General features: G+C 71.1%; 24 protein-coding genes. 18 read left to right on the top strand and 6 right to left on the bottom strand.

Translation table 11 applies throughout. The features are described 5' to 3' along the window. The first annotated feature begins 1 nt into the window (after position 1). The 5 genes from ACH4VX_RS24440 to ACH4VX_RS24420 all read left to right on the top strand — a co-directional run bounded on the left by ACH4VX_RS24440 (position 2) and on the right by ACH4VX_RS24420 (position 7030). Positions 2-1735, top strand: coding sequence for a cytochrome c biogenesis protein ResB (locus ACH4VX_RS24440; protein ID WP_398370055.1), 1734 nt, complete (start codon positions 2-4; stop codon positions 1733-1735). Further along, positions 1732-2859 (top strand): c-type cytochrome biogenesis protein CcsB, encoded by a 1128-nt coding sequence (gene ccsB / locus ACH4VX_RS24435; protein WP_398370053.1) that lies wholly within the window; start codon positions 1732-1734, stop codon positions 2857-2859. Before ACH4VX_RS24440 ends, ccsB begins: the two co-directional genes overlap by 4 nt. 72 nt (positions 2860-2931) lie before the next feature. After that, on the top strand, positions 2932-3699 hold the full coding sequence (locus ACH4VX_RS24430; RefSeq protein ID WP_398370051.1) for a DUF1963 domain-containing protein: 768 nt from the start codon (positions 2932-2934) through the stop codon (positions 3697-3699). A gap of 104 nt (positions 3700-3803) precedes the next feature. Next, positions 3804-4568 (top strand): CDP-alcohol phosphatidyltransferase family protein, encoded by a 765-nt coding sequence (locus tag ACH4VX_RS24425; protein WP_398370049.1) that lies wholly within the window; start codon positions 3804-3806, stop codon positions 4566-4568. Positions 4569-5170: 602 nt separating this feature from the next. Further along, on the top strand, positions 5171-7030 hold the full coding sequence (locus ACH4VX_RS24420) for a LamG-like jellyroll fold domain-containing protein (RefSeq protein ID WP_398370048.1): 1860 nt from the start codon (positions 5171-5173) through the stop codon (positions 7028-7030). Between the two features lie 24 nt (positions 7031-7054). Here ACH4VX_RS24420 and ACH4VX_RS24415 read toward each other — a convergent pair whose 3' ends face one another. Continuing rightward, a complete protein-coding gene (locus tag ACH4VX_RS24415) occupies positions 7055-7387 on the bottom strand; it encodes a PLD nuclease N-terminal domain-containing protein (protein ID WP_398370046.1) in 333 nt (110 codons plus the stop codon). Positions 7388-7454: 67 nt separating this feature from the next. Here ACH4VX_RS24415 and ACH4VX_RS24410 point away from each other — a divergent pair, with 67 nt between their 5' ends. After that, a complete protein-coding gene (locus tag ACH4VX_RS24410; protein WP_398370044.1) occupies positions 7455-8912 on the top strand; it encodes a menaquinone biosynthesis decarboxylase in 1458 nt (485 codons plus the stop codon). Continuing rightward, positions 8909-9814 (top strand): menaquinone biosynthesis prenyltransferase MqnP, encoded by a 906-nt coding sequence (gene mqnP, locus ACH4VX_RS24405; protein ID WP_398370043.1) that lies wholly within the window; start codon positions 8909-8911, stop codon positions 9812-9814. Before ACH4VX_RS24410 ends, mqnP begins: the two co-directional genes overlap by 4 nt. A gap of 23 nt (positions 9815-9837) precedes the next feature. Here the strand turns inward: mqnP and ACH4VX_RS24400 are convergent, their stop codons facing one another. Continuing rightward, positions 9838-10038, bottom strand: coding sequence for a DUF2191 domain-containing protein (locus ACH4VX_RS24400; RefSeq protein ID WP_398370183.1), 201 nt, complete (start codon positions 10036-10038; stop codon positions 9838-9840). Positions 10039-10223: 185 nt separating this feature from the next. Between ACH4VX_RS24400 and ACH4VX_RS24395 the strand changes: the two genes are divergently transcribed. The 8 genes from ACH4VX_RS24395 to ACH4VX_RS24360 all read left to right on the top strand — a co-directional run bounded on the left by ACH4VX_RS24395 (position 10224) and on the right by ACH4VX_RS24360 (position 16044). Next, a complete protein-coding gene (locus ACH4VX_RS24395) occupies positions 10224-10883 on the top strand; it encodes a UbiX family flavin prenyltransferase (protein WP_398370181.1) in 660 nt (219 codons plus the stop codon). A 72-nt stretch (positions 10884-10955) separates the two neighbouring features. Continuing rightward, positions 10956-11414, top strand: coding sequence for an Lrp/AsnC family transcriptional regulator (locus ACH4VX_RS24390; protein WP_398370042.1), 459 nt, complete (start codon positions 10956-10958; stop codon positions 11412-11414). Positions 11415-11471: 57 nt separating this feature from the next. After that, positions 11472-12635, top strand: a complete 1164-nt coding sequence (gene mqnE, locus ACH4VX_RS24385; RefSeq protein WP_398370040.1) for an aminofutalosine synthase MqnE — start codon at positions 11472-11474, stop codon at positions 12633-12635. A 55-nt stretch (positions 12636-12690) separates the two neighbouring features. Further along, the gene (locus ACH4VX_RS24380; protein WP_398370039.1) at positions 12691-13215 is read left to right on the top strand and encodes a GNAT family N-acetyltransferase; all 525 of its coding nucleotides are present in this window, start codon (positions 12691-12693) and stop codon (positions 13213-13215) included. Between the two features lie 96 nt (positions 13216-13311). Continuing rightward, complete coding sequence (locus ACH4VX_RS24375; RefSeq protein WP_398370179.1) at positions 13312-13623, top strand: DUF4229 domain-containing protein; 312 nt, start codon at positions 13312-13314, stop codon at positions 13621-13623. Positions 13624-13774: 151 nt separating this feature from the next. Then, a complete protein-coding gene (locus ACH4VX_RS24370) occupies positions 13775-13876 on the top strand; it encodes a putative leader peptide (RefSeq protein WP_325053529.1) in 102 nt (33 codons plus the stop codon). Positions 13877-13944: 68 nt separating this feature from the next. After that, positions 13945-15246 (top strand): dicarboxylate/amino acid:cation symporter, encoded by a 1302-nt coding sequence (locus ACH4VX_RS24365; protein ID WP_398370037.1) that lies wholly within the window; start codon positions 13945-13947, stop codon positions 15244-15246. 96 nt (positions 15247-15342) lie between these two features. Beyond that, positions 15343-16044 (top strand): TetR/AcrR family transcriptional regulator, encoded by a 702-nt coding sequence (locus tag ACH4VX_RS24360; RefSeq protein ID WP_398370035.1) that lies wholly within the window; start codon positions 15343-15345, stop codon positions 16042-16044. Here ACH4VX_RS24360 and ACH4VX_RS24355 read toward each other — a convergent pair. Next, positions 16014-16886: a MaoC family dehydratase gene (locus tag ACH4VX_RS24355; protein WP_398370033.1), complete on the bottom strand. Its 873-nt coding sequence runs from the start codon at positions 16884-16886 to the stop codon at positions 16014-16016. The two genes, ACH4VX_RS24360 and ACH4VX_RS24355, sit on opposite strands and share 31 nt — an antisense overlap. 7 nt (positions 16887-16893) lie before the next feature. Next, on the bottom strand, positions 16894-18198 hold the full coding sequence (locus tag ACH4VX_RS24350) for a 3-oxoacyl-ACP reductase (protein WP_398370031.1): 1305 nt from the start codon (positions 18196-18198) through the stop codon (positions 16894-16896). Positions 18199-18288: 90 nt separating this feature from the next. Here ACH4VX_RS24350 and ACH4VX_RS24345 point away from each other — a divergent pair, with 90 nt between their 5' ends. Beyond that, positions 18289-19596, top strand: coding sequence for an acetyl-CoA C-acetyltransferase (locus ACH4VX_RS24345; protein ID WP_398370029.1), 1308 nt, complete (start codon positions 18289-18291; stop codon positions 19594-19596). A gap of 207 nt (positions 19597-19803) precedes the next feature. After that, positions 19804-21723 carry an AMP-dependent synthetase/ligase gene (locus tag ACH4VX_RS24340; protein ID WP_398370028.1) on the top strand — a complete coding sequence of 640 codons (1920 nt, stop codon included), beginning with the start codon at positions 19804-19806 and terminating at the stop codon, positions 21721-21723. Between the two features lies 1 nt (position 21724). Here the strand turns inward: ACH4VX_RS24340 and ACH4VX_RS24335 are convergent, their stop codons facing one another. Further along, complete coding sequence (locus ACH4VX_RS24335) at positions 21725-22378, bottom strand: class I SAM-dependent methyltransferase (RefSeq protein ID WP_398370026.1); 654 nt, start codon at positions 22376-22378, stop codon at positions 21725-21727. A 414-nt stretch (positions 22379-22792) separates the two neighbouring features. Continuing rightward, positions 22793-22996, bottom strand: a complete 204-nt coding sequence (locus tag ACH4VX_RS24330) for a cold-shock protein (RefSeq protein WP_003992177.1) — start codon at positions 22994-22996, stop codon at positions 22793-22795. A 309-nt stretch (positions 22997-23305) separates the two neighbouring features. On the opposite strand from ACH4VX_RS24330, the gene ACH4VX_RS24325 reads away from it, so the two are divergent. After that, positions 23306-24154, top strand: a complete 849-nt coding sequence (locus ACH4VX_RS24325) for a menaquinone biosynthetic enzyme MqnA/MqnD family protein (protein ID WP_398370024.1) — start codon at positions 23306-23308, stop codon at positions 24152-24154. Positions 24155-24156: the final 2 nt, after the last annotated feature.

Genomic DNA, 24156 nt, shown 5'->3' with positions numbered 1-24156 from the left:
GATGAGCAAGACGACGACCGACGACACTCCCCGGTCCGCCGACGACCAGGAGCTCGGCGCCGCCGGCTCCCAGCTGTCCACCGCCCCCAAGGAGGACGCGCCGGGCCTGCCCGCCCTGGGCGTCATCGGCTGGGCCCGTTGGTTCTGGCGGCAGCTCACCTCCATGCGGGTCGCGCTGCTGCTGCTCCTGCTGCTGTCGCTGGGCGCGATTCCCGGCTCGCTCATTCCGCAGACCGGGATCGACGAGACGGCGGTCGCCGACTTCCGCGAGCGCCACGACATGCTCGCGCCGGTCTACGACAAGCTCGGCCTCTTCAACGTCTACAGCTCGGTGTGGTTCTCGGCGATCTACATCCTGCTGTTCGTCTCCCTCATCGGCTGCATCGTGCCCCGCACCTGGCAGTTCGTGGGCCAGCTGCGCGGCCGCCCGCCGGGCGCGCCCCGCCGGCTGACCCGGCTGCCCGCGCACACCACCTGGCGCACCGGGGCCGAACCCGAGCAGGTCCGCGAGGCCGCGCTCGCCCTGCTGAGGAAGCGCCGCTTCCGCGCCCACCTCGACGGTGACGCCGTCGCCGCCGAGAAGGGGTATCTGCGCGAGGTCGGCAACCTGCTCTTCCACATCGCACTGATCGTGATGCTGATCGCCTTCGCCTGGGGCCAGCTGTTCAAGTCCGAGGGCAACAAGCTGGTCGTCGAGGGCGACGGTTTCTCGAACACGCTCACCCAGTACGACGACTTCAAGTCCGGCAGCCTCTTCACCAACGACGACCTGGTGCCGTTCAGCTTCGACGTGAAGGAGTTCACCGGCACCTACGAGCGCACCGGCCCCAACAAGGGCACCCCGCGCACGTACGAGACCGAGCTCACCTACACCGAGGGCGCCGACGGCGAGGAGAAGACGGCCCTCGTCAAGGTGAACAAGCCACTGAAGATCGGCGACGCCAAGGTCTACCTCGTCAGCCACGGCTACGCGCCCGTCGTCACCGTCCGCGACGGCAAGGGGAAGATCGTCTACCAGGACGCCGTGCCGTTGCTGCCGCTCGACGCCAACGTCACCTCCTCCGGCGTGGTCAAGGTCCTCGACGGTTACCGCAACTCCGAGGGCGAGAAGGAGCAGCTCGGCTTCAACGCCTTCTTCGTGCCCACCTTCGGCGGTTCCGCCAGCGGCACGATGCTCTCCCAGTTCCCCGCGCTGGACTATCCGGTGCTCGCGCTCTCCGCCTACCACGGTGACCTGAAGGCCGACTCCGGCATTCCGCAGAGCGTGTACCAGATGGACAAGACCAAGATGAAGGAGTTCAAGGACTCCGAGGGCGAGCTGTTCAAGAAGCTGCTCACGCCCGGCGAGACCATGACGCTCCCGAACGGCGCCGGCTCGGTCACCTTCGAGAAGGACGTCAAGGAGTGGGCCGGCTTCCAGGTCGTCCAGGAGCGGGGCGCCGGCTGGGCGCTCGGCGCTGCCGTCGCCGCGATCGGCGGCCTCGCCGCCTCCCTGTTCATCCAGCGCCGCCGCGTGTGGGTGCGCGCGGTCGAGGGTCCCGACGGCGTGACCGTCGTCGAGATGGCCGGCCTCGGCCGCAGCGAGTCCGCCAAGGTGCCCGAGGAACTCGGCGACCTCGCCGGCATCCTCTACGACCAGGCGCCGGGCGCACCCGATCCCTCCCCGGACCCGTCCGGTTCCACCGACACCGACACCGATCCCGAAGCCGTACCTGCCGAAGGGGCTGAGAAATGACTCTCGCCGCCGCAACAGATCTGGCCGCCGCGGCCAACGAGAACCTCGCGGAGATCAGCAACGTGCTGGTCTACTCCGCGATGGCGGTCTACACCCTTGCCTTCCTCGCGTACATCGCGGAGTGGACCTTCGGCAGCCGCAGCAAGGTCGCCCGGACCGCCGCCGCCCTCACCCCGAAGACGGAGACGAAGAAGGCGCCGGCCGTCACCGTGAAGCAGGCCGGCGGCACCGCCGTGCTGGAGCGGCCGAAGGTCGTCGTGCGTGCCGCCACCGGATCGCGGGACGTGCCCGACGGGCCCGGGGCGCACGGCGGGGACGAGAAGGGCGACCTCTACGGGCGCATCGCCATCTCCCTCACCGTGCTCGCGTTCTGCCTCTCCTTCGGCGGGGTGCTCACCCGCGCGCTGTCCGTGGAGCGGGCGCCGTGGGGCAACATGTACGAGTTCAACATCACCTTCTCCACCACCGCGGTCGGCGTGTACCTCCTGCTGCTGGCGCTGAGGAAGAACGTGCGCTGGCTCGGCCTGTTCCTGACCACCACGGTCCTCATCGACCTCGGTATCGCCGTCACCTGGCTCTACACCGAGAGCGACCAGCTGGTCCCCGCCCTCCACTCGTACTGGCTGTACATCCACGTCTCCACGGCGATCCTGTGCGGCGCGGTCTTCTACGTCGGCGCGGTCGGCGTGATCCTCTACCTGTTCAAGGACGCGTACGAGAACAAGCTCGCGAACGGCGGCAAGCCCGGCAGCTTCGCCACCTCCGTCCTGGAGCGCCTGCCCGCGGCCGCGTCCCTCGACAAGTTCTCCTACCGCGTCAACGCGGCCGTGTTCCCGCTGTGGACGTTCACGATCATCGCGGGCGCCATCTGGGCGGGCGACGCCTGGGGCCGCTACTGGGGCTGGGACGCCAAGGAGGTCTGGTCCTTCATCACCTGGGTCGCCTACGCCGGCTACCTGCACGCCCGCGCCACCGCCGGCTGGAAGGGCCGCAAGGCCGCCTACCTGGCCCTGCTCGCCTTCGGCTGCTGGCTGTTCAACTACTACGGCGTCAACATCTTCGTCTCCAGCAAGCACTCGTACGCCGACGTCGGCCTGGGCGCGCTGGGGTCCGTGGGCTTCTGAACCAGGAGCCCCGGGAGGCCGGTCCGCGTGTGCCAGGCACCGATGTCAGTGGTGCCTGACACCCTTTCGATCATGGAATCGAAACTGCGGGCGGCCATTGACGACCTCGGGCGCGGGACCGGTGTTCCCGCGCCCCTGGTCGAGGAGATCCTGCACCGGCTGCGCCCCTCCGTCCGCCTGTGCCCGGACGTGCCCGGACAGGACGAGAACGCTCCGCCGGCCGCGAGGCTGGGCGGACTGCCCCGGATGCCCGAGGACATGGCGTGGCCCGACGGCGGGGAGCCACACATCGCCACCATCGACTGCGCTGTCCTGCCGAGGGACGTCCTGGACATAGAGCTGCCCGAGGACGGCCATCTGCTGGTGTTCGCCGACATCGTCGACGCCGACGGCTCCGCCGCCGTGCGGTACGTCCCGGCCGGCTCCGAGACCGTCGAACGGGGACCGAGGATCACCAACGAGGACGGGTACTCCTGGGACGTCACCGTCTACGAACCGGCGCCGCTTTACGCCGTGGTCGTGCCGAGCTTCGACGACGACTGGGAGACCCTCCCCCTCGCACGCGAGTTCATGGAACGGTTCCCCTCGGGCTCGAGAACACTGGAGGATTTCACCAGCGGGCTGGACGCCCTCCTGGACACGTCCCGCTTCGCGAGCATCCGGATCGGCGGGCACTCGCGCTACTTCCAGATCCCTCCGGAGGAGGACGGGCTGACCCACTTCCTCTCGGTCTTCGGCGACCCGATCTGCGGCAGTCCGTTCGACGTCGCCCTCGCCGGGACGCCGGAGGACATGGCGGCCCGCCGGTACGAGGAGCTCCAGATCTACCTCGGGGGCTGACCGGCCCCCGTGGTCGCCCGGCCCCCGCCGGACCCCGTCGGACGCCTCTGTACCCTGGCCCGATCACCGCCGCACGCGCGGCAGTTGGGCCTGGGAGGAACGTCATGGGTGCTCCGGTGCTGGAGGAGCTGCGGGAGGTCTGCCAACCGCAGGCCAAGATGGAGAGCCGCAACGGCGAGCACTGGGCCGGCCGGCTCTACATGCGGAAGATCTCCCTGCGCACCACCCGCCACCTCGTGCGCACCCCGGTCACCCCGGACCAGCTGACCTGGACCATGGTCGTCTGCGGTGTCGCCGCCGGCGCCGCGCTGATGATCCCGGGCCTGACCGGCGCGGTCCTCGCCGTGATCCTCATGCAGCTGTTCCTGCTCTTCGACTGCGTGGACGGCGAGGTCGCCCGCTGGAAGGGGCAGAACAGCGCGGCCGGCATCTACGTCGACCGGCTCGGCGCCTACCTCGCCGACGCGGCGCTGCTGGCCGGCGCGGGCTACCGCGCCGCCGAGTCGGGCGTCGGCGGCTGGCTGTCGGTCGGCATCGCCACCGCCCTCGGCGTCGTCCTGCTCAAGGCCTCCACCGACCTGGTGGACGTCGCCCGCGCCCGGCGCGGTCTGACCGTCGCCGACGACGAGTCCACCCGCCCCCGCTCCCAGGGCGTCGCCACGGTCCGTCGCATCGCCGCCGCGTTCAAGATCCACCGGGTGACCAACGGCATCGAGGCGTCCCTCGTCCTCCTCGTCGCGGCCGTCGCCGACGAGGTGACCGGCGGCATCGAGCCGACCCGCTGGGCCCTGGGCGCGCTCGCCGTCATCACCTGGGTGATGGTCCCGGCCCACCTGCTGTCGATCCTGTCGTCGTCCCGCCTGCGCTGACCCGGCGGCCCGTCGGCGCGCCGCCGTGGTCAGCGCCCTGGTGCCGGCGCGGCAGCACGTTCGCGTCCGTCTCCGCCGTACCGTCGAACGACGCCTGCGCCGGCGCGCGTCGGGTCGCGAGGTCCTCGCACGTCGCGCAGCCGGGGAACGGTACGGGGGCGACTCCACCAGCTACCTGTGGACGAAGTACCGGCTGCCCGCCGCGCTCCTCGTGGTCTGCCAGGACCACGCCACGGCCCAATGGGCCCAGCGGGCGGTCAGCACGCGCCGCCGAGGACGTCCTGCTCGTCCTGGAGCAACGCGGCCTCGACGTCTCCGACGACGTCCGCAGCCGCATCACGGACTGCGGCGACCCCGACCTCCTCCGCCACTGGCTCACCCGCGCCGTCACCGCCCCGAAGGCCGAAGAAATATTCGGAGACGAGTGACCGAGAGAGCTGTCGGTCTCGTGGGTGTCCCCTGGCTCCTGGTCGCGCGTCATCCACGAGGAGGACGATGGTCGAAGTACCGTACGACGTGCGGTACTTCGACGAACACGGGTGCGATTGGCTTTATGCTTGGCCCTGCCCTCATGGGCCGAGATCGCACGCCGGGAGGCATTTGTGTCAGCGCTGGAGCCGGACGACCCGCACTCCGTCGGGGCGTACCGGTTGCTGAGCCGACTGGGCGCGGGCGGCATGGGCCAGGTCTTCCTCGGCCGCTCCCCGGGCGGACGGCTCGTCGCGGTCAAGGTGGTGCACGCCGAACTGGTGCGCAGGCCCGAGTTCCGGGACCGGTTCCGCCGGGAGGTCGAGGCGGCCCGGAAGGTCAGCGGCGCCTTCACCGCCCCGGTCGTCGACGCGGACCCGGACGCGCCCCTGCCGTGGCTGGTCACCAGCTACATCGCCGGGCCGTCGCTGGAGCAGGCGGTCGTCGAGCGGGGGCCGTTCGAGGCGGGGGCGGTCCTCGCGCTGGCGGCCGGGCTGGCCGAGGCGCTGGTGTCGATCCACGCCGCGAACCTCGTCCACCGCGACCTCAAGCCCTCCAACGTGCTGCTCGCCGAGGACGGGCCACGCGTCATCGACTTCGGGATCGTCCGCAGCGTCGAGGCCGACTCGATCACCGGCACCGGCCTCGTGGCCGGCTCGCCCGGATTCATGTCGCCCGAGCAGGTCAACGGCGACACGGTCGCCCCGGCCAGCGACGTCTTCTGCCTGGGCGCGGTGCTGGCCTTCGCGGCGACCGGCGCCAATCCCTTCGGCGACGGACCGACCCCCGCGCTGCTCTACCGCGTGGTGCACAACACCCCCGACATCAGCGCTGTCACCGACCCGGCCCTGCACGCTCTCATCGGCGACTGCCTCAGCAAGGACCCGGCCGGCCGTCCCACCCCGCAGGAGATCCTCGCCCGGGTCGGCGCACTGGGCAACGAGAACACGATGGCCCTGCGGCACCTCGGTCCCTGGTCGCAGCAGGGCAACGTTCCCGGGTCCCCGACTACGGCCGGAACGCCCTTCCCGGGCGCCCGTGCCACGGACCCGGGGGCCCTGACGAACGTACTGCCGAGAGACGGCGGGCCCGGCGCCCTTCCGCAGCAGGCGACCATGGTGGCGCCGCAGTTCCACGACCAGGCCACCCGGGTGGGCGCCACCCCGGAACCCGCACCCGCCGCGACGGAGCCCACCGGCCGCGGGGCGGGCCGGGAACGCGGCGGCAGCCGGCGGGCCTTCCTGCTCCTCGGCGTCGGCGGGGGCGCGGTCGCCGCGGCCGGTGTCGGTGCGGGATTCTGGTTCAACCGGTCGGCCGCCGCGGACCGGAACCGGGCCACGCCCCCCTCCTCGGCCTCCCCCTCGGCCTCACCCTCCGCCGCCCCTCAGCCCGTCCAGGCCGTCGGGCACTGGCCCCTCGACGAGACGTCGGGCACGGTCGCGCGGGACGCCGCGGGCGGTCACGACGGCACCGCGACCGGCGTCACCTGGGGGCCCGGCGGAGGCGGGGCCGTCTTCGACGGGCAGGGCAGCCAGATCGTGACCGGGGGTCCGGTGCTGGAGACCGGGGAGGGCCGGAGCTTCACGGTCGCCGCCTGGGTCCGGCTCTCCGCCGCACCGGAGACCTGGGCCACCGCCGTCAGCCAGGACGCCGAGGACGCCAGTGCCTTCTACCTCCAGTACGCCGTCGAGGAGAACCGCTGGGCCTTCTCCCGCCCCGGCCTGCGCGCCACCGGCCGCAGTGAGCCCGCGGTGAACGTCTGGACCCACCTCGCCGGCGTCTGCGACGGCCGGGCGCGCACACTGCGGCTGTACGTCAACGGCGTACAGGAGGCGGAGGCCGAGGACACCAACCCGATGTCCGCCACCGGCCCCTTCATCATCGGCCGGGCGTCGTACGGCGGACAGGCCGTCGACTTCTTCCCCGGTGCCGTCCGGGACGTACGGGTCTTCGACCGGGCCCTCACCGCCGCCCGGATCGAGAAGCTCGGCTGACCCGCCCCGGCGCCCCGCCCGCGCTCAGTCGCCCTTGGGGTCCTCGTCCCGGTCCTTGCCGGGCTTGTCCTCGTCCAGGGACTTCAGGAACTCGGGGTTGTCGTCCGGCGCGACCCATTGCTGTCGGCCGCCGCCCCGGCTCCAGGCGGAACCGACGGAGCCGCCCGCGCCCGCGGGATGCCGCTTCTTGCCGGCGATCAGCCACGAGATCGAGCCGACCAGCGGGAACAGCAGCACGAGGATCGCCCACAGCGGCTTGGGCATGTGACGGATGTCGTCGTCCTTCGTGCTGATGCAGTCGATGAACGCGTACACGCTCAGGGCCAGTGGCACGAGGAACATCAGCACCCGCAACATGGGGCCTCTCCAGCGAAAGCGGTGGGCGGTACAGGGCCAGGGTAACCGCTCGGGGATACTGGACCCCATGGCTTACGACGATCTTCGCTCCCTGCTCAGGGCGCTGGAGCGCGAGGGCGACCTCAAGCGCATCAAGGCCGAGGTCGACCCGTATCTGGAGGTCGGTGAGATCGTCGACCGGGTGCAGAAGGCCGGCGGTCCCGCGCTGCTCTTCGAGAACGTGCGCGGCTCGAGCATGCCCCTCGCGATGAACGTGTACGGCACCGACCGCCGCCTGCTGAAGGCGCTGGGTCTGAAGTCGTACGCGGAGATCTCCGAGAAGATCGGCGGGCTGCTGAAGCCCGAGCTGCCGCACGGGTTCGTCGGGGTGCGCGAGGCGTTCGGGAAGCTCGGCGCGATGACGCACGTACCGCCGAGGAAGGTGAAGTCCCAGGACGCGCCCGTGCACGAGGTCGTGCTCACCGGCGACGACGTGGACCTCGAACAGCTCCCGGCACTGTTCACCTGGCCCAAGGACGGCGGCTCCTTCTTCAACCTGGGCCTCACCCACACCAAGGACCCCGGGTCGGGCATCCGCAACCTCGGCCTGTACCGCCTCCAGCGCCACGACAAGCGCACCATCGGCATGCACTGGCAGATCCACAAGGACAGCCGCAACCACTACCAGGTGGCCGCCCGTCGCGGTGAGCGCCTGCCCGTCGCCATCGCCTTCGGCTGCCCGCCCGCCGTGACGTACGCCTCCACCGCCCCCCTCCCCGGCGACATCGACGAGTACCTGTTCGCCGGTTTCGTGCAGGGCAAGCGGATCGAGATGGTCGACTGCAAGACGGTTCCGCTCCAGGTGCCGGCGCAGGCGGAGGTCGTCATCGAGGGCTGGCTGGAGCCCGGCGAGATGCTCCCCGAGGGGCCATTCGGCGACCACACCGGGTTCTACACCCCGCAGGAGCCGTTCCCGGCGCTGACCATCGACTGCGTGACCATGCGCAAGCGCCCGCTGCTCCAGTCGATCGTCGTCGGCCGTCCACCGACCGAGGACGGACCGCTGGGGCGGGCGACGGAACGCTTCTTCCTCCCCCTCCTCAAGATCATCGTCCCGGACATCGTGGACTACCACCTCCCCGAGTCCGGTGGCTTCCACAACTGCGCGATCGTCTCGATCGACAAGAAGTACCCCAAGCACGCGCAGAAGGTCATGCACGCCATCTGGGGCGCCCACATGATGTCGCTGACCAAGCTGATCGTGGTCGTCGACTCCGACTGCGACGTCCACGACCTGCACGAGGTCTCCTGGCGGGCCCTCGGCAACACCGACTACGCCCGTGACCTCACCGTCGTCGAAGGTCCCGTCGACCATCTCGACCACGCCTCGTACCAGCAGTTCTGGGGCGGCAAGGCGGGCATCGACGCGACGAGGAAGTGGCCCGAGGAGGGGTACACGCGCGACGGCGGCTGGCCCGACATGGTCGAGTCCGACCCGGACACGGCCGCGCTCGTCGACCGCCGCTGGAAGGAGTACGGACTGTGACCTCGGCCTCCGCCGCGCTTCCGCACCAGCCGGGACGCACGAAAGCCTTCCTCCGCCTGGTGATGATCGAGCACTCGGTCTTCGCCCTGCCCTTCGCGTACATCGCCGCCCTCACCGCGATGTACGAGTGGGACGGGAACATCCACTGGGGCCGGCTGCTCCTGGTCACCCTCGCCATGGTCGGCCTGCGCACCTTCGCGATGGCCGCCAACCGGATCATCGACCGCGAGATCGACGCCCGTAACCCGCGCACCGCCCACCGCGAGCTGGTCACCGGCGCGATGTCGGTCAGGCACGCCTGGACGGGCGCGCTCGTCGCCCTCGTCGTCTTCCTGGGCGCGGCGGCCCTGCTCAACCCGCTCTGCCTGGCCCTCGCACCCATCGCCGTGATCCCGATGGTGGTGTATCCGTACGGCAAGCGGTTCACGAACTTCCCGCAGGCCATCCTCGGACTCGCGCAGGCCATGGGCCCGGTCGGCGGCTGGCTGGCGATCACCGGGTCGTGGTCCTGGGACGCGGTGGTCCTCGGTCTCGCGGTCGGCATCTGGATCGGCGGCTTCGACCTGATCTACGCCTGCCAGGACGTCGACACCGACCGCGAGATCGGCGTGAAGTCGGTCCCGGCCCGCTTCGGCATCCCCGCCGCCATCTGGGGCGCCCGTGCCTGTCACGCCGTGACGACGGCCCTGTTCGTCTGGTACGCGCTCCTCACCGACGCCGGCGCCTTCTTCTGGCTCGGCCTGCTGATCGTGGCCGGGGCCTTCGTCTACGAGCACACCATCGTCCGCCCGACCGACCTGACCCGCCTGAACCGGGCGTTCTTCAGCGTCAACGGCTTCATCGGCATCGCCCTGTTCGGGTGCGCGCTGCTGGACCTGCTGGTGCGGGGTCTGACGGTGTAGAGCGTCGGCGCGCGGCCGGGAACTCAGCCCTGCGGTTCCTGCGGCTTGGCGTCGACCTCGCGCAGACCCTGGTCCCTGAGCTCGGTGCGGGCCTCCGTGCGGTGGCCGCGCGCGATGTAGTCCCGCACGACCACCTCGATCGCGTCCTGGGGCGAGCCGACCCCCGCCAGGACCATCACTTCCACCACGAGTTCGGCGTCGAGACTGATATCGACCTTGGCCACCGTGTCCCCCTCATCGCGTCGCATCGGCACTCTAACCGCCCGGGGCGCGGCGGTGGGCACCCGAGGCCCGGCCTCGAGGCGGTGACGGACGACGGCGACCACGTGCCGCCGGTGGGGCCTCCGGCCGGTCCTGAGTGTGGACGCCTGCCGCCCGCCGGTAGGCTCAAGATGTGAACGCAGGAGAAATGCGGCGCAGGCCTTGGATCGTGGGGGTGTCGGGGGCGTCCGGGACGCCCTACGCAGCCGCTGTGCTGCGTGCGCTGCTGGCGGCGGGGGAGAGTGTCGACCTCGTCGTCAGCCGGGCCTCCCGGCTCACCCTGCTGGACGAGACCGGCATCGCCTTCCGGGACGCCCACTGGCGGGACGACCTGCGGGAATGGCTGTCCCGAGGTGCGGACGGCAAGCCGGACACGTTCACCGTCGACCTCGACGGCGTACGGCACTGGGCCGCCGGTGACCTCGCGGCCGGGCCGTCCTCGGGGTCGTATCCGAGCAAGGGCATGCTGATCGTGCCCGCCTCCACGGCCTGTGTGGCCGGGGTGGCGCTCGGGCTGTCCAAGGACCTGTTGCAGCGGGCGGCGAGCGTCACCCTGAAGGAGGGACGCACGCTGGTCGTGGCCGTACGGGAGACCCCGCTGAACGGCCAGACCCTGCGGCACCTGGTGACGCTGGACGACGCGGGCGCGACCGTGGTGCCCGCCTCACCGGCCTTCTACGCGGGCGCGACGCACATCCAGGACCTGGTGGACTTCGTCGCCGGACGCGTACTCGACGCGGCGGGTGTCGAGCACCGGCTCTACCGCCGCTGGAAGGGCGAACTCGGCGGCGGATCCCGCACGAGCTGAGCACTCCCCGCAACACCCCGGCACGTGCAGGACTTTCAGACCTCTTCAGTTTCAGCGGAAGGTTTCGATTCGATGGACGCGGTGGACAGGCAGCTCATCCAGGCCCTGAGGGAGAACGGCCGGGCCTCCTACGCGGAGTTGGGGCGCCTCGTCGGTCTGTCGGGACCCAGCGTCACCGACCGCATCAACCGGCTGGAGGCGGCCGGTGTCATCACCGGCTACCGGGCCACCGTGGACGCCGCCTCGCTGGGCCTCGGCGTCATCGCCCTGATCGGCATCTCGCTCTCCGACGCCGCCGACCACGAGGACGTGGCGCAGCGGCTGAAGGACCTGAAGGAGATCGAGGACTGCTGGTTCATCGCCGGCGACGACTCCTTCATGCTCAAGGTCCGGGCGACCGACGTGGACGGCCTGGAGAAGATCATCCGCCGGCTGTCCGGCACCAAGGGCGTCTCCCGGACCCGTACGACCATCGTGCTCTCCACGAAGTGGGAGAACCGCGTCGGTGAGCTGCCCGAAGAGGTGGAGTAGCCGGGGCGTACGGTTGACGGGGTCTGCCTGAAGAGGTCGAAGGAAAGAGGGATCGGCATGGACGTCGGGCTCAAGCGCGAGCTGGAGGAGAAGGTCAGGGCGGGCGAACGCCTGACCCGTGAGGACGGCATCGCGCTGTACGAGTCGGACGACCTGGCCTGGCTGGGCGGGCTGGCGCACGAGGTGCGGACGCGGCTGAACGGCGACGTCGTGCACTTCAACGTCAACCGCCACCTCAACATGACCAACGTGTGCACCGCCTCCTGCGCGTACTGCTCCTTCCAGCGCAAGCCGGGGGAGAAGGACGCGTACACGATGCGCATCGAGGAGGCGGTGAAGCTCGCCAAGGCGATGGAGGGGGAGAACCTCACCGAGCTGCACATCGTCAACGGGCTGCACCCCAACCTGCCGTGGCGCTACTACCCGCGCTCGCTCAGGGAGTTGAAGGCCGCGCTGCCGGACGTCTCGCTGAAGGCCTTCACGGCCACCGAGATCCACCACTTCGAGACCATCTCCGGGATGTCCGCCTCCGAGATCCTCGACGAGCTGATCGACGCGGGTCTGGAGTCCCTCACCGGCGGTGGCGCGGAGATCTTCGACTGGGAGGTGCGGCAGCACATCGTCGACCACCGGACCCACTGGGAGGACTGGTCGAGGATCCACCGGCTGGCGCACGGGAAGGGGCTGAAGACCCCGTGCACCATGCTGTACGGCCACATCGAGGAGCCCCGCCACCGCGTGGACCACGTGCTGCGGCTGCGTGAGCTGCAGGACGAGACCGGCGGCTTCCAGGTCTTCATCCCGCTGCGCTACCAGCACGACTTCGTGGACATGAAGGACGGCAAGGTGCGCAACCGGCTGCAGGCCCGGACGCGGATGGCGACCGGCGCGGAGGCGCTGAAGACGTTCGCGGTGTCGCGGCTGCTGTTCGACAACGTGCCGCACGTCAAGGTGTTCTGGGTGATGCACGGCGTGCAGACGGCGCAGCTGGCGCTGCAGCACGGGGCGGACGACATGGACGGCTCGGTCGTCGAGTACAAGATCACGCACGACGCGGACGACTTCGGCACGCCGAACAAGCTGACCCGTGAGGATCTGCTGGACCTCATCCGCGATGCGGGCTTCCGCCCGGTGGAGCGGAACACCCGGTACGAGATCATCCGGGAGTACGAGGGCGCGGACCCGGCGCGTCGGGAGTCGCCGCAGCCGATGCGCGTCTGAAGGGGGGACGTGAAGGGAGCTGCGCGGGCGCCGGTGTAATGCCTACCATCGGCCCATGCCTCTTACTTTCACGTTCGATCCCGCCGTCACCCCCGAACTCCGCGACGGCGTCCTCGACCTGTGGACCGATGTCACCAACGCCGGCGGAGCGGTCGGCTTCGTACCGCCCGTGACGCGGGAGGACATCCGCCCCGGTCTGGTGCGGCAGCTCGTGTCGATGGCGGAGGAACGCTCCCGCCTCCTCGTCGGGCACGACGAGGAGGGCAGGGTGGCCGCGACGGCGTTCCTCACCCTCAACACCCACCACCTGATGACCCACTGGCTCTGGCTGTACACGGTGATGGTCCACCCCCGTCACCAGGGCAAGGGCTATGGCCGTGACCTGCTGGCCGCCGCCGAGCGGGCCGCCCGCACAGTCGACGGCATCGAGGCGATACGGCTCACCTGCCGCGGCGGCCTCGGCCTGGAGCGCTTCTACGCCTCCTGCGGCTACAAGGAGGTCGGCCGGGTCCCGGACGCCATCCGCGTGGCCCCGGGCGACGACCGCGACGACGTCGTCATGCTGCTGCCGCTGACGTGAGGCCCGCACCCCGCTGAAAGATCCGCGCCCGCTCGTGCTTCACTGGACGTTGTCCCTTTGGGACGTTCTGACCGTACGCAGGGAAGAGTGGATGAGATGCTCCGCTACACACTGATGCGCCTCGGGATCTTCGTGGGCTGCCTCGTGGTCGTCTGGGGCCTCGTCTACTCCGGCCTCGCCCCGCGCGGCCTCGGTGACTCCAACGGCCTGTGGATCGTGCTGCTCGCGCTGCTGGTCTCGGCCCCGATCAGCTTCGTCGTGCTCCGCAAGGAGCGGGACCGGGCCTCCGAGCGGATCGTGCGGCGGGTGGACCGGGCCAAGGCCAACCTGGAGGCCAACCGCAACCAGGAGGACACGGTCGACGAGACCGCCCGCGCGCAGGGGCAGGCGCAGGGCCAGACCTCGTAACGTCCGTCACACCCGCGCACCGCACTCGGGCGCCCCGGTTTCCGAACTGACCCGGAAACCGGGGCGCTTTGCGTTGTACGGACGCCTTTGGCTCCCGGCCTCTCAAAGCAAGGCTTTGAGGATCTCAAAGTTCAGGTGTTACGGTCTCCGGGTGAAGTCAGCAGCCGTGTTCCCCACGCCCCGGAGTGTTCCGCTCGTGGCGCGCCTGCACGTGGACCTCTGCCGGGTCACTTCCGCGAATTGTCGTCACTGACGTTCCGCGCCACCCGAGTCCCACGTCACCCTTCCTCACGCGTCCCCACAGACGGATCACAACGGAGCATGTCCGTGTCCACGAACACGCAGTTCAAGCTGCCCCTACGCGCGCCCTTCTGGGCCCAGATACTCGCCGGCCTCGTCCTTGGCGTCCTGCTCGGCTGGCTCGCCCGCAGCCAGGACGTCTCCTGGCTGGTCACCACCCTGGAGAAGGTCGGCGGCACCTTCATCGGCCTGCTGAAGCTGGCCGTCGCCCCGCTCGTCTTCTTCGCGATCCTGGTCTCCATCACCAACCTGCGGAAGGTCAACAACGCGGCCCGGCTGGCCTCGCGCACCCTCCTCTGGTTCATGATCACCTCACTGATCGCGGTGGCGATCGGCCTGGCCATCGGCCTGGTCACCAACCCCGGCGCGGGCACCGGCCTCACCCCGGCGGACGGCGCCGAGCCGGAGCACACCGGCTCCTGGATCGACTTCCTGACCGGCATCGTGCCGACCGACGTCATCACGCCGTTCACCGAACTGAACGTGCTCCAGATCGTCTTCATGGCCGCCGTCGCCGGTATCGCAGCCCTCCAGCTCGGCGAGAAGGCCCAGCCGATCCTCACCCTGAGCGAGTCCGTCCTCGAACTCCTCCAGAAGGCCCTGTGGTGGGTCATCCGCCTCGCCCCGCTCGGCACCGTCGGCCTCATCGGCAACGCCATCGCCACCTACGGCTGGGACCTGATCGGCAAGTACGCCACCTTCACCGCCGACATCTACGTCGGCTGCGCGCTCGTCCTCTTCGGCGTCTACCCGGCGCTGCTCGCGACCGTCGCCAAGGTCAACCCCGTGCAGTTCTTCAAGGGCGCCTGGCCCGCGATCCAGCTGGCGTTCGTCTCCCGCTCCTCCGTCGGCACCATGCCGCTGACCCAGAAGGTCACGGAGCGGCTCGGCGTACCGAAGGAGTACGCCTCGTTCGCCGTACCGTTCGGCGCGACGACGAAGATGGACGGTTGCGCCGCGATCTACCCGGCCATCGCCGCGATCTTCGTCGCCCAGATCTTCGACGTCCCGCTCGGCGTCGGCGACTACCTGCTGATCGCGTTCGTCTCGGTGGTGGGCTCCGCCGCCACGGCCGGCCTCACCGGCGCGACGGTCATGCTCACCCTCACCCTCTCCACCCTGGGCCTGCCCATGGAGGGCGTGGGCCTGCTGCTCGCCATCGACCCGATCCTGGACATGATCCGCACGGCAACGAACGTCGCAGGTCAAGCCCTGGTACCGGTCATCGTCTCCGCCCGCGAGGGGCTGCTCGACCGGAAGGCGTACGACTCGGTCCACGCCTCCCCGGTCGACGAGCCCCAGCAGGTGGCCGTGGCCGCCTGATCCGGCGACCGAACGCCGCCCGCACCGGCCCGGTGCGGGCGGCGGCATGTCCGCGGGCGGACGGCGAGGGCGTCGCGGCCCCGTACGCTAATCGGCATGGGTGCCGTGAAGACGAAGCGGATGCCGCGTGCGGTCCGCGAACAGCAGATGCTGGACGCCGCCGTACGGACCTTCGGTCAACGGGGGTACATGGCCGCGTCGATGGACGAGATCGCCGAACTGGCGGGTGTGTCGAAGCCGTTGGTGTACCTGTACCTGAACTCCAAGGAGGACCTGTTCACCGCGTGCATCCGGCGTGAGGCGAAGGCCCTCACCGAGGCCGTGCGCGCCGGTGCCCGTCCCGGACTGCCGGCCGACCGCCAGCTCTGGTCGGGCCTGACGGCGTTCTTCACGCACACCGCGCGCCACCCCGACGGCTGGGCCGTGCTGCATTTCCAGGCCCGTACCCACGGCGAGGTCTTCGCCGCCGAGGTCGCCGCGATGCGTGCGGAGATCGTGGCGTTCGTGACGCAGCTCATCCTCGCCGCCGCCCGTGAGGCACACCGCGACCCCGACCTCCCCGAACGCGAGGTCTCCGGGCTCGCGGAGGCCCTGGTCGGCGCCGCCGAGTCCCTCGCGGACCGGGCCAACACCACGCCGGGTGTCACGGCCCGGCAGTCGGCGGCGACCCTGATGAACTTCGCCTGGGCGGGGCTGGGCGACCTGATGGCCGGCCGCCGCTGGACCCCGCCGGACGACTCCGAGCCCGACACCGGTGCCGCCGGGGCTCAGGCCGGGCGGACCTCCCCGGTGACGTGAACCCGGTCGCCGTCGCCGCGCAGTTCGAAGCGCCCGCCTTCCGCCGCGTACGTCACCGTCCCCGGCAGCAGCACCGGCGCCCGGAAGTCCGCGCGGACCTCCGTCGCCTCCGGGGTGCCGTGGGCGGCGAGGCAGCGGGCCACGGTCCACATGCCGTGCGCGATGGTGCGGGGGAAGCCGAAGAGCCGGGCGGCGAGCGGGTGCAGATGGATCGGGTTGCGGTCACCGGACGCGGCACCGTAGCGCCGTCCGACGTCCCCGGCCGGCCGCCACTCCTCGACGGCGGGCAGGGGCTTGCGCTCCTCCTCCTCCTCCTTCTCCCCGACGGGCTGCGCGGAGGTCCGGTGCCGGGCCAGGTAGGTGCTCCGTGACTCCCACACGACGTCCCCGCCGTCCCGCATCTCGGTGACCACGGCGGTCTGGGTGCCGCGCCGGTGCGGGGCCAGTCCGTCGACGTACACCGTCATTCCGTACGCGCCCGTGACCGCCGTCGCCCGGTGCCGGGTGATCCGTATCGACGTGTGGACCAGGCCCAGCAGCGGGAGCGGGAAGTCCGGCCCGCTCATCAGCCGCATGGCGAGCGGAAAGCCCAGCACGTGCGGATACGTCACCGGCAGTGCGTCCTCGTGGCCTGCGGAGCCGGTCGGGAAGCCGCACACCCGCTCGTACGCGGCGAGCCGGGCGGTGTCGACGCGCAGAGCGGGCAGCACCAGCCGGGTGCGGGGGTGGGTGGCGTCGGGACGGGGCCGTTTGAGGGGCGACAGCAGGGCGCCGCGTGCGAGGAGCGGCGCGAGGGCGGGGGTCCCGGAGAGCTCGACCGTGGGCGCGGGTGCGGATGTCATGGAACGCTCACGCCCCCAGCAGGCTCTGGCCGCAGACCCGTACGACCTGACCGTTCACCGCGCCGGAGGCCGGGTGGGCGAGCCAGGCGGTGGTCTCGGCGACGTCGGCCGGCAGGCCGCCCTGGGCGAGGGAGTTCATCCGGCGGCCCGCCTCGCGGATGAACAGCGGAACGGCGGCCGTCATCTTCGTCTCGATGAAGCCGGGCGCGACCGCGTTCACCGTCACCCCGTGCCCGTCGAGCGCGCGCGGCGCGAGGGCGCGGACCAGACCGGTGATGCCCGCCTTGCTCGCCCCGTAGTTGGTCTGGCCGGCGTTCCCGGCGATCCCCGCGATGGACGCCGTGGCGACGATCCGCCCGCCCCGCTTCAGGGCCCCGGCGGCGAGCAGCGCGTCGGTGGTGCGCAGCACGCTCGCCAGGTTCACCTCCAGCACCGGAGCCCAGCGCTCGGCGGGCATGTTGACCAGCCGCCGGTCACGGGTGATGCCCGCGTTGTGGACGAGCACGTCGAGGCCGTCGGGGAGGGCCTCGACGATCCGGGCGCCCGCGTCGGCGGTGGTGATGTCGAGGGGGAGCGCGGTCCCGCCGAGCCGTTCGGCGACGCGCCGGGCGTCCGCCTCGGCCCCCGGTACGTCGAGGACGACCACCTTGGCGCCGTCCCGGGCCAGCGTCTCGGCGACCGCCTCGCCGATGCCGCGCGCGGCGCCGGTGACCAGGGCGGTGCGGCCGGAGAGGGGACGGTCCACGTCGTGGGGGACGGGGGGCTCGTGCGCGCCGGTCCCGATCACCTGGCCGCTGACGTAGGCCGACCTGGGGGAGAGCAGGAAGCGGAGGGTGGACTCGGCGGCGAGGGCGTCGGTGAGGCGGACCAGGTTCACGGTCCTGCCCCGCCCGATCTCCTTGCCGAGGGAGCGGGTGAAGCCCTCCAACGCCTGCTGGGCGGCGGCCTGATGGTGGTCGGCGGGGTCGAGCGGGGCGCCGAGCACCACGATCCGGCCGCTCGCGGCGACCGACCGCACGACGGGATGCAGGGCCGCGTGCACCTGGGTGAGCCCTTCGACGTCCCGTATCCCGCTGGCGTCCAGGACGACGGCGGCGGGCCGGCCGGTGTCGTCCGTACCGGGTCCCGTGCGGGCGAGTACGGGGGCGAGGTCGAGGTCGGTCCTGCCGGCCGTGAGGTGGAGCAGGCCGCCGTCCAGGTCCGGTCGCTCCGGTGACCAGCGCCGCAGCGGCGCCGGCTGGGGGAGCCCCAGGCGGTGCGCGAGGAAGCGGCCGGGCGTGGTGCCGGTGAAGCTCAGATAGCGGTCGGCCATGGGGGAATCCTCCGTGCCTGCTCCGGGCGTGCTTACTCTGGAGTAAGGTTACTGGAGGTAAGCCTATGTCACGGTGAGGAGCAGGTCGAGATGAGCACCCCCAAGCCGGCCGCCGTCCGGCGCGTCGCGGTCATCGGCGGCAGCCGCGTCCCCTTCGCCCGCTCCGACGGCCCCTACGCCACCGCCTCCAACCAGGAGATGCTCACCGCCGCGCTGGACGGACTCGTGGAGCGGTACGGACTGCGGGCGCCGGGCGCGGTGGGGGAGTTCGTCGCCGGGGCGGTCCTCAAGCACAGCCGTGACTTCAACCTCGCCCGCGAGACCGTCCTCGGTTCACGACTCGACGCCCGCACCCCCGCGTACGACATCCAGCAGGCCTGCGGCACCGGACTCCAGGCGGTCGTCGCCGCCGCCAACAAGATCGCCCTCGGCCAGACGGAGGCCGCGATCGCCGGCGGCGCCGACACCGCGAGCGACGCGCCCCTCGGCGTCAACGACGACCTGCGCAAGGTGTTGCTGGAGGCGCGGCGCGCGAAGTCCCTCGGCGGCCGCCTCAAGGCGCTGGCGAAGGTGCGCCCCGGCCATCTCGTCCCCGACGTCCCGCGCAACGCCGAGCCGCGCACGGGTCTGTCCATGGGCGAGCACGCCGCGGTCACCGCCCGCGCCTGGGGCATCACCCGCGAGGCCCAGGACGAACTGGCGGCCACCAGTCACCAGCGGCTGGCGGCGGCATACGAACGCGGCCTGCTGGCCGACCTGGTGGTGCCCTTCCGGGGCCTGGCCCGCGACCAGAACCTGCGGCCGGGCTCGACGGTGGAGAAACTCGCCACGCTGAAGCCGGTGTTCGGCCTGGACGACCCCGATCCCACCATGACGGCGGGCAATTCGACCCCGCTCACCGACGGCGCGGCGCTGGTGCTCCTCGCGAGTGAGGAGTGGGCGGCGGAGCGGGGCCTGGAACCCCTCGCCCACCTGACCGCGTACGAGACCGCCGCCGTGGACTTCGTGCACGGGGACGTCGCCGACGGCGAGGACGGCCTGCTGATGGCACCCGCGTACGCGGTCCCGCGCATGCTGGAACGCGCCGGCCTCGGCATGGCGGACTTCGACCTGGTCGAGGTCCACGAGGCGTTCGCCTCCCAGGTGCTGGCCACGCTGGCCGCCTGGGAGAAGCGCGGCCTCGCACCCGTCGACCGCTCACGGCTGAACGTGGCGGGCTCGTCCCTGGCGACCGGCCACCCCTTCGCCGCCACCGGCGCCCGCATCGTGGCGACCCTGGCGAAACTCCTCGCCGAACGGGACGCCCCCGCGCGCGGGCTGATCTCGATCTGCGCGGCGGGCGGACAGGGCGTGACGGCGATCCTGGAACGACCGGGCGTCCCGGGGGGCAGTACGTGAGTGACCCTCACGTAACCTCCGACATTGCACACGCCCGGCCCGGGACCGTCCCCGTACCCGCACAGACCTTCCACGTCGGCGCCGTACGATCCCGGCACCGACCGGTGGTGACCCCTGTCCCCGCCGGCCACCGGTGAGCGCCTCGGCGTGCGAGGCACGTACGTCGTGGCATCACGCAGTTCCCCTGCACGCCCCAGGAGCCGCCCCGTGTCCACCGCGTATCCCTCCGCTCTCGACGACGACGTCTACGGAGCACCCGTCCTGGTCGAGCCGGAGACCCGGCGGCTGGACGGCGTCGTACGGGAAGCGTCCGTACCGCCGTTCGCCCGGCGGGTGCGGCACGGATCGCTCGCCGACCTGCCGTTCGAGAACGCGAGCACGGCGCCGGACACGGTGGTGCTCAGCCGGAAGACAGCGGACGGCAGCTGGCGGGACGTCACAGCGGAACGATTCGCCGCCGAGGTGCTGGCCGTCGCGAAGGGGCTGATCGCCGAGGGCCTGATGCCGGGCGACCGGATCGCCGTCATGGCCCGCACGATCTACGAGTGGACCGTCCTCGACTTCGCCGCGTGGGCCGCCGGACTGGTCACCGTCCCCGTCTACCCCACCTCCTCCGCCTTCCAGGCCCGCTGGATCCTGCACGACTCCGGCGCCGTCGCCCTGATCACCGAGACCGCGGGGCAGGCCGCCGCCCTCGGCCCCGAACTCCCGCACCTCCCCGACCTGCGGCGGGTGTGGGTCGTGGAGAAGGGCCACGTCGACGCCCTGGCGGAAGCCGGAGCGCACCTGCCGGACGCCGAGGTGGAAGTACGCCGGGGCATGCTGGGCCCCGACACCCTCGCCACCCTCGTCCACACCTCGGGCACCACCGGCCGCCCCAAGGGCTGCGCCCTCACCCACGGCAACTTCTTCGCCGAGGTGGACAACGCCATCGAGCTGCTCTACCCCGTCTTCAAGACCCGGACCAGTGAAGAGGCCTCCGTCCTGCTCTTCCTGCCGATGTCCCACGTCTTCGGCCGGATGGTCGCCGTCGCCTGCGTACGCGCCCGGGTGCGCCTCGGCCACGCGCCGAGTCTGGCGCCCGCGGACCTGCTGCCGGACCTGGCGGGCTTCCGGCCCACCTGTCTGCTGGCCATCCCGTACATGCTGGAGAAGGTCTTCAACACCGCCCGCGCCCAGGCCGAGTCGGGCGGCCGGCTCTCGACCTTCGACCGCGCGGTGTCGGTGGCCCGCCGTTACGGCGAGGCCGTCGAGGCCCGGCAGACGGGGGCGGGGGCCGGCCCGTCCCGCTCCCTGAGGACGGCCCGTGCCTTCTACGACCCGCTGGTCTACCGCAGGATCCGCAACGCCATGGGCGGCAAGGTGCGGTACGCCATCTGCGGCGGCTCCCCGCTCGGCCGCCGCCTCGCCGCGTTCTACGCCGGTGCCGGCATCGAGATCTTCGAGGGCTACGGCCTGACGGAGACCACCGGCGCCGCGACGGTGACACCCCCGCTGAAACCCCGGCTGGGCACGGTGGGCTGGCCGCTGCCGGGGACGCGGATCCGCATAGCGGCGGACGGCGAGATCCTGGTCGGCGGAGAGCAAGTGCTGCGCGGCTACTGGGACCCCCAGGCGGGCGGAGTGGTCTCCGCCGCCCCCGACGGCTGGCTGCCCACCGGCGACCTCGGCGAACTGGACGACGAGGGCTACCTGACCATCACGGGCCGCAAGAAGGAGCTGATCATCACCTCCGGCGGCAAGAGCGTCGCCCCGGCCCCGCTGGAGAACTGGCTCCGCTCACACCCGCTGATCTCCCAGGTCATGGTGGTGGGCGACAACCGCCCCTACGTCTCCGCCCTGATCACCCTCGACCCCGACGGCATCACCCATTGGCGCCGCATGAACGGCAAACACCCGGTCCCGCCGAAACTCGTCGCCGACGACGAGGAGCTGTACGCGGTCCTGCGGCGTGCGATCGACGAGGCCAACAAAATGCTCTCCCGCCCGGAGTCGATCCGCCGCTTCACCGTTCTCCCGGTGGACTTCACGGAGGAGGCGGGCCACCTGACCCCGTCGATGAAGCTGCGGCGCGAGGAGATCCTGCGGGACTTCGCGGGGGAGGTGGAGGGGCTGTACGGCGGGTAGGTCACCCCGTCGCGCGGGCGATCAGGAACGCCTGGGGGGTCGATTCGCCCTGGTCCGTGTCGGCCGCGCGCACCGTGCGCTGGACGAGGGTGAAGCCGGCCGCCTCCAGGAGCACGGCGATGCGTTCCGGGCGCATGCGCCGGAAGTCCAGGGTGACCGGGTGACCCCAGGGCCGCTCGTGGCGGCGGGGTTCGTCGCCGGCCTGGAACGCGAGCAGCAGGTGGCCCCCGGGTGCCAGGACCCGGCGGAACTCGGCGTAGAGAGCGGGCAGTTCCTCCTGCGGGGTGTGGATGGTGGAGTAATAGGAGACGACGCCGGCGAGGGCGCCGTCGGGCAGGTCCAGGCTCTGCATCGAGCCCTGCTCGAAGCGCAGGCCGGGATTCTCGCGGCGGGCGATCGCGAGCATCCCCTCCGACAGGTCGAGGCCGAAGACGGAGAGGCCGAGGGAGGCGAGGTGCCCGGTCACCCGGCCGGGGCCGCACCCCAGGTCGGCCACCCGGCCGCCCCGGCCGACCAGTTCGGCGAAACCGGCCATCAGCGCCCGGTCCAGGGGCATGACGGAGAGGGAGTCACGGAACAGGGCGGCGTAGTCCTCGGCGACGGCGTCGTAGAAGGTGCGGGTGGCGACTACGTGATCAGCGTCGGTGGCGGTCATGGGCGAGGACCCTACCCGTGTCCACCGACAGTCCCGGGACACGTGGCGAAGCCGGCCTCGCACTCCTCGTGACCGGGCGGGCGCACGCCTGCGAGCCGCACATTCCGGGGACCGTGGAGCACATCGCGGTCGGTGCGGGACGGGTAAAGGCGGGACCCGGCGGAGAGAGCGCGGAACTCGGGCCGGGGGACTGCGCGCCGGGGGACTGTATGCCGTACCGCGGGGATGTGCCGCACACGTACGGGGCGCTGGAGGCCGGCACGGAATTCGTACTGATCATGCGGCACGTATGAGAGGAATTCCCCGAATACTCACCGGAGCATTTCGGCGGTGCGAGGGGGAAAGGCAGGAGCCCCGTCGCCTGACGGCGTGGGGCTCCTTGGGTACTGCTGGTCGTTCCCGGATCGGCGAGGATCAGACCGGGGTGACGTTCTCCGCCTGCGGGCCCTTCGGACCCTGCGTGACGTCGAAGGACACCTGCTGGTTCTCCTCAAGGGAGCGGAAGCCGCTCGCGTTGATCGCGGAGTAGTGGACGAAGACGTCGGGGCCTCCGCCTTCCTGGGCGATGAAACCAAAGCCCTTTTCGGCGTTGAACCACTTCACGGTCCCGGTAGCCATAAGCCCTCCTTGGGCCCAAAGGGTTGCCCTGCTCCAGAACCAGCAAGTGTGAAGACCAATTCCGCACAAGTGCATCCGTCTGAGAACGACGAGAGCCCGCGGTCACATGCTCCGCAGGCTCTGTACTGCAAGGGAAACCAAACTGCAACTTGCGGAAGAGCCTAGCACGCAGACTCCCGAATGCAATAGAGGTCAAGATCACGTCACCCGAATGTTTGAACGCCCCGTCCGTCACGGGCGTCCGGTCGAACACTTGGGCGATCGGGGGGTGGGGGCCCGCCCGCCGGGGACGAGGGCTAGCCTCACGATGTGGACAATCCTCGCACCCGGCCGCGCGTCGGCCACATCCAGTTCCTGAACTGCCTGCCCCTGTACTGGGGGCTCGCGAGAACGGGCACGCTTCTCGACTTCGAGCTGACGAAGGACACCCCGGAAAAGCTCAGTGAGAAGCTGGTGCAGGGCGACCTCGACATCGGGCCCGTCACCCTCGTCGAGTTCCTCAAGCACGCGGACCAGCTCGTCGCCTTCCCCGACATCGCCGTCGGCTGCGACGGCGATGTGATGTCGTGCGTGATCGCCTCGCAGGTCCCGCTGGACCGGCTGGACGGAGCGCGGGTCGCCCTCGGGTCGACCTCCCGCACCTCCGTACGCCTCGCCCAGCTCCTCCTCGCCGAGCGGTACGGCGTACGGCCCGACTACTACACCTGCCCGCCCGACCTGAGCCTGATGATGCAGGAGGCCGACGCGGCCGTCCTCATCGGGGACGCGGCCCTGCGCGCGAACATGCTCGACGGTCCCCGCTACGGGCTCGACGTGCACGACCTGGGCGCGCTGTGGAAGCAGTGGACGGGCCTGCCGTTCGTCTTCGCGGTGTGGGCGGTGCGCCGCGACTACCTGGAGCGCGAGCCGGTCATCACCCGCAAGGTGCACGAGGCCTTCCTCGCCTCCCGCAACCTCTCCCTGGAGGAGGTCGGCAAGGTCGCCGAGCAGGCGGCCCGCTGGGAGGCCTTCGACGAGGCGACCCTGGCGCAGTACTTCACCACCCTCGACTTCAGCTTCGGCGCCCCGCAGCTGGAGGCGGTCGCCGAGTTCGCCCGCAGGGTCGGACCGACGACGGGCTTCCCGGCGGACGTGAAGGTCGATCTGCTGCAGCCCTGAGG

It is taken from the genome of Streptomyces sp. NPDC020731 (assembly GCF_044334705.1).
GTDB lineage: Bacteria > Actinomycetota > Actinomycetes > Streptomycetales > Streptomycetaceae > Streptomyces.
This window is presented reverse-complemented; position numbering and strand designations above follow the sequence as displayed.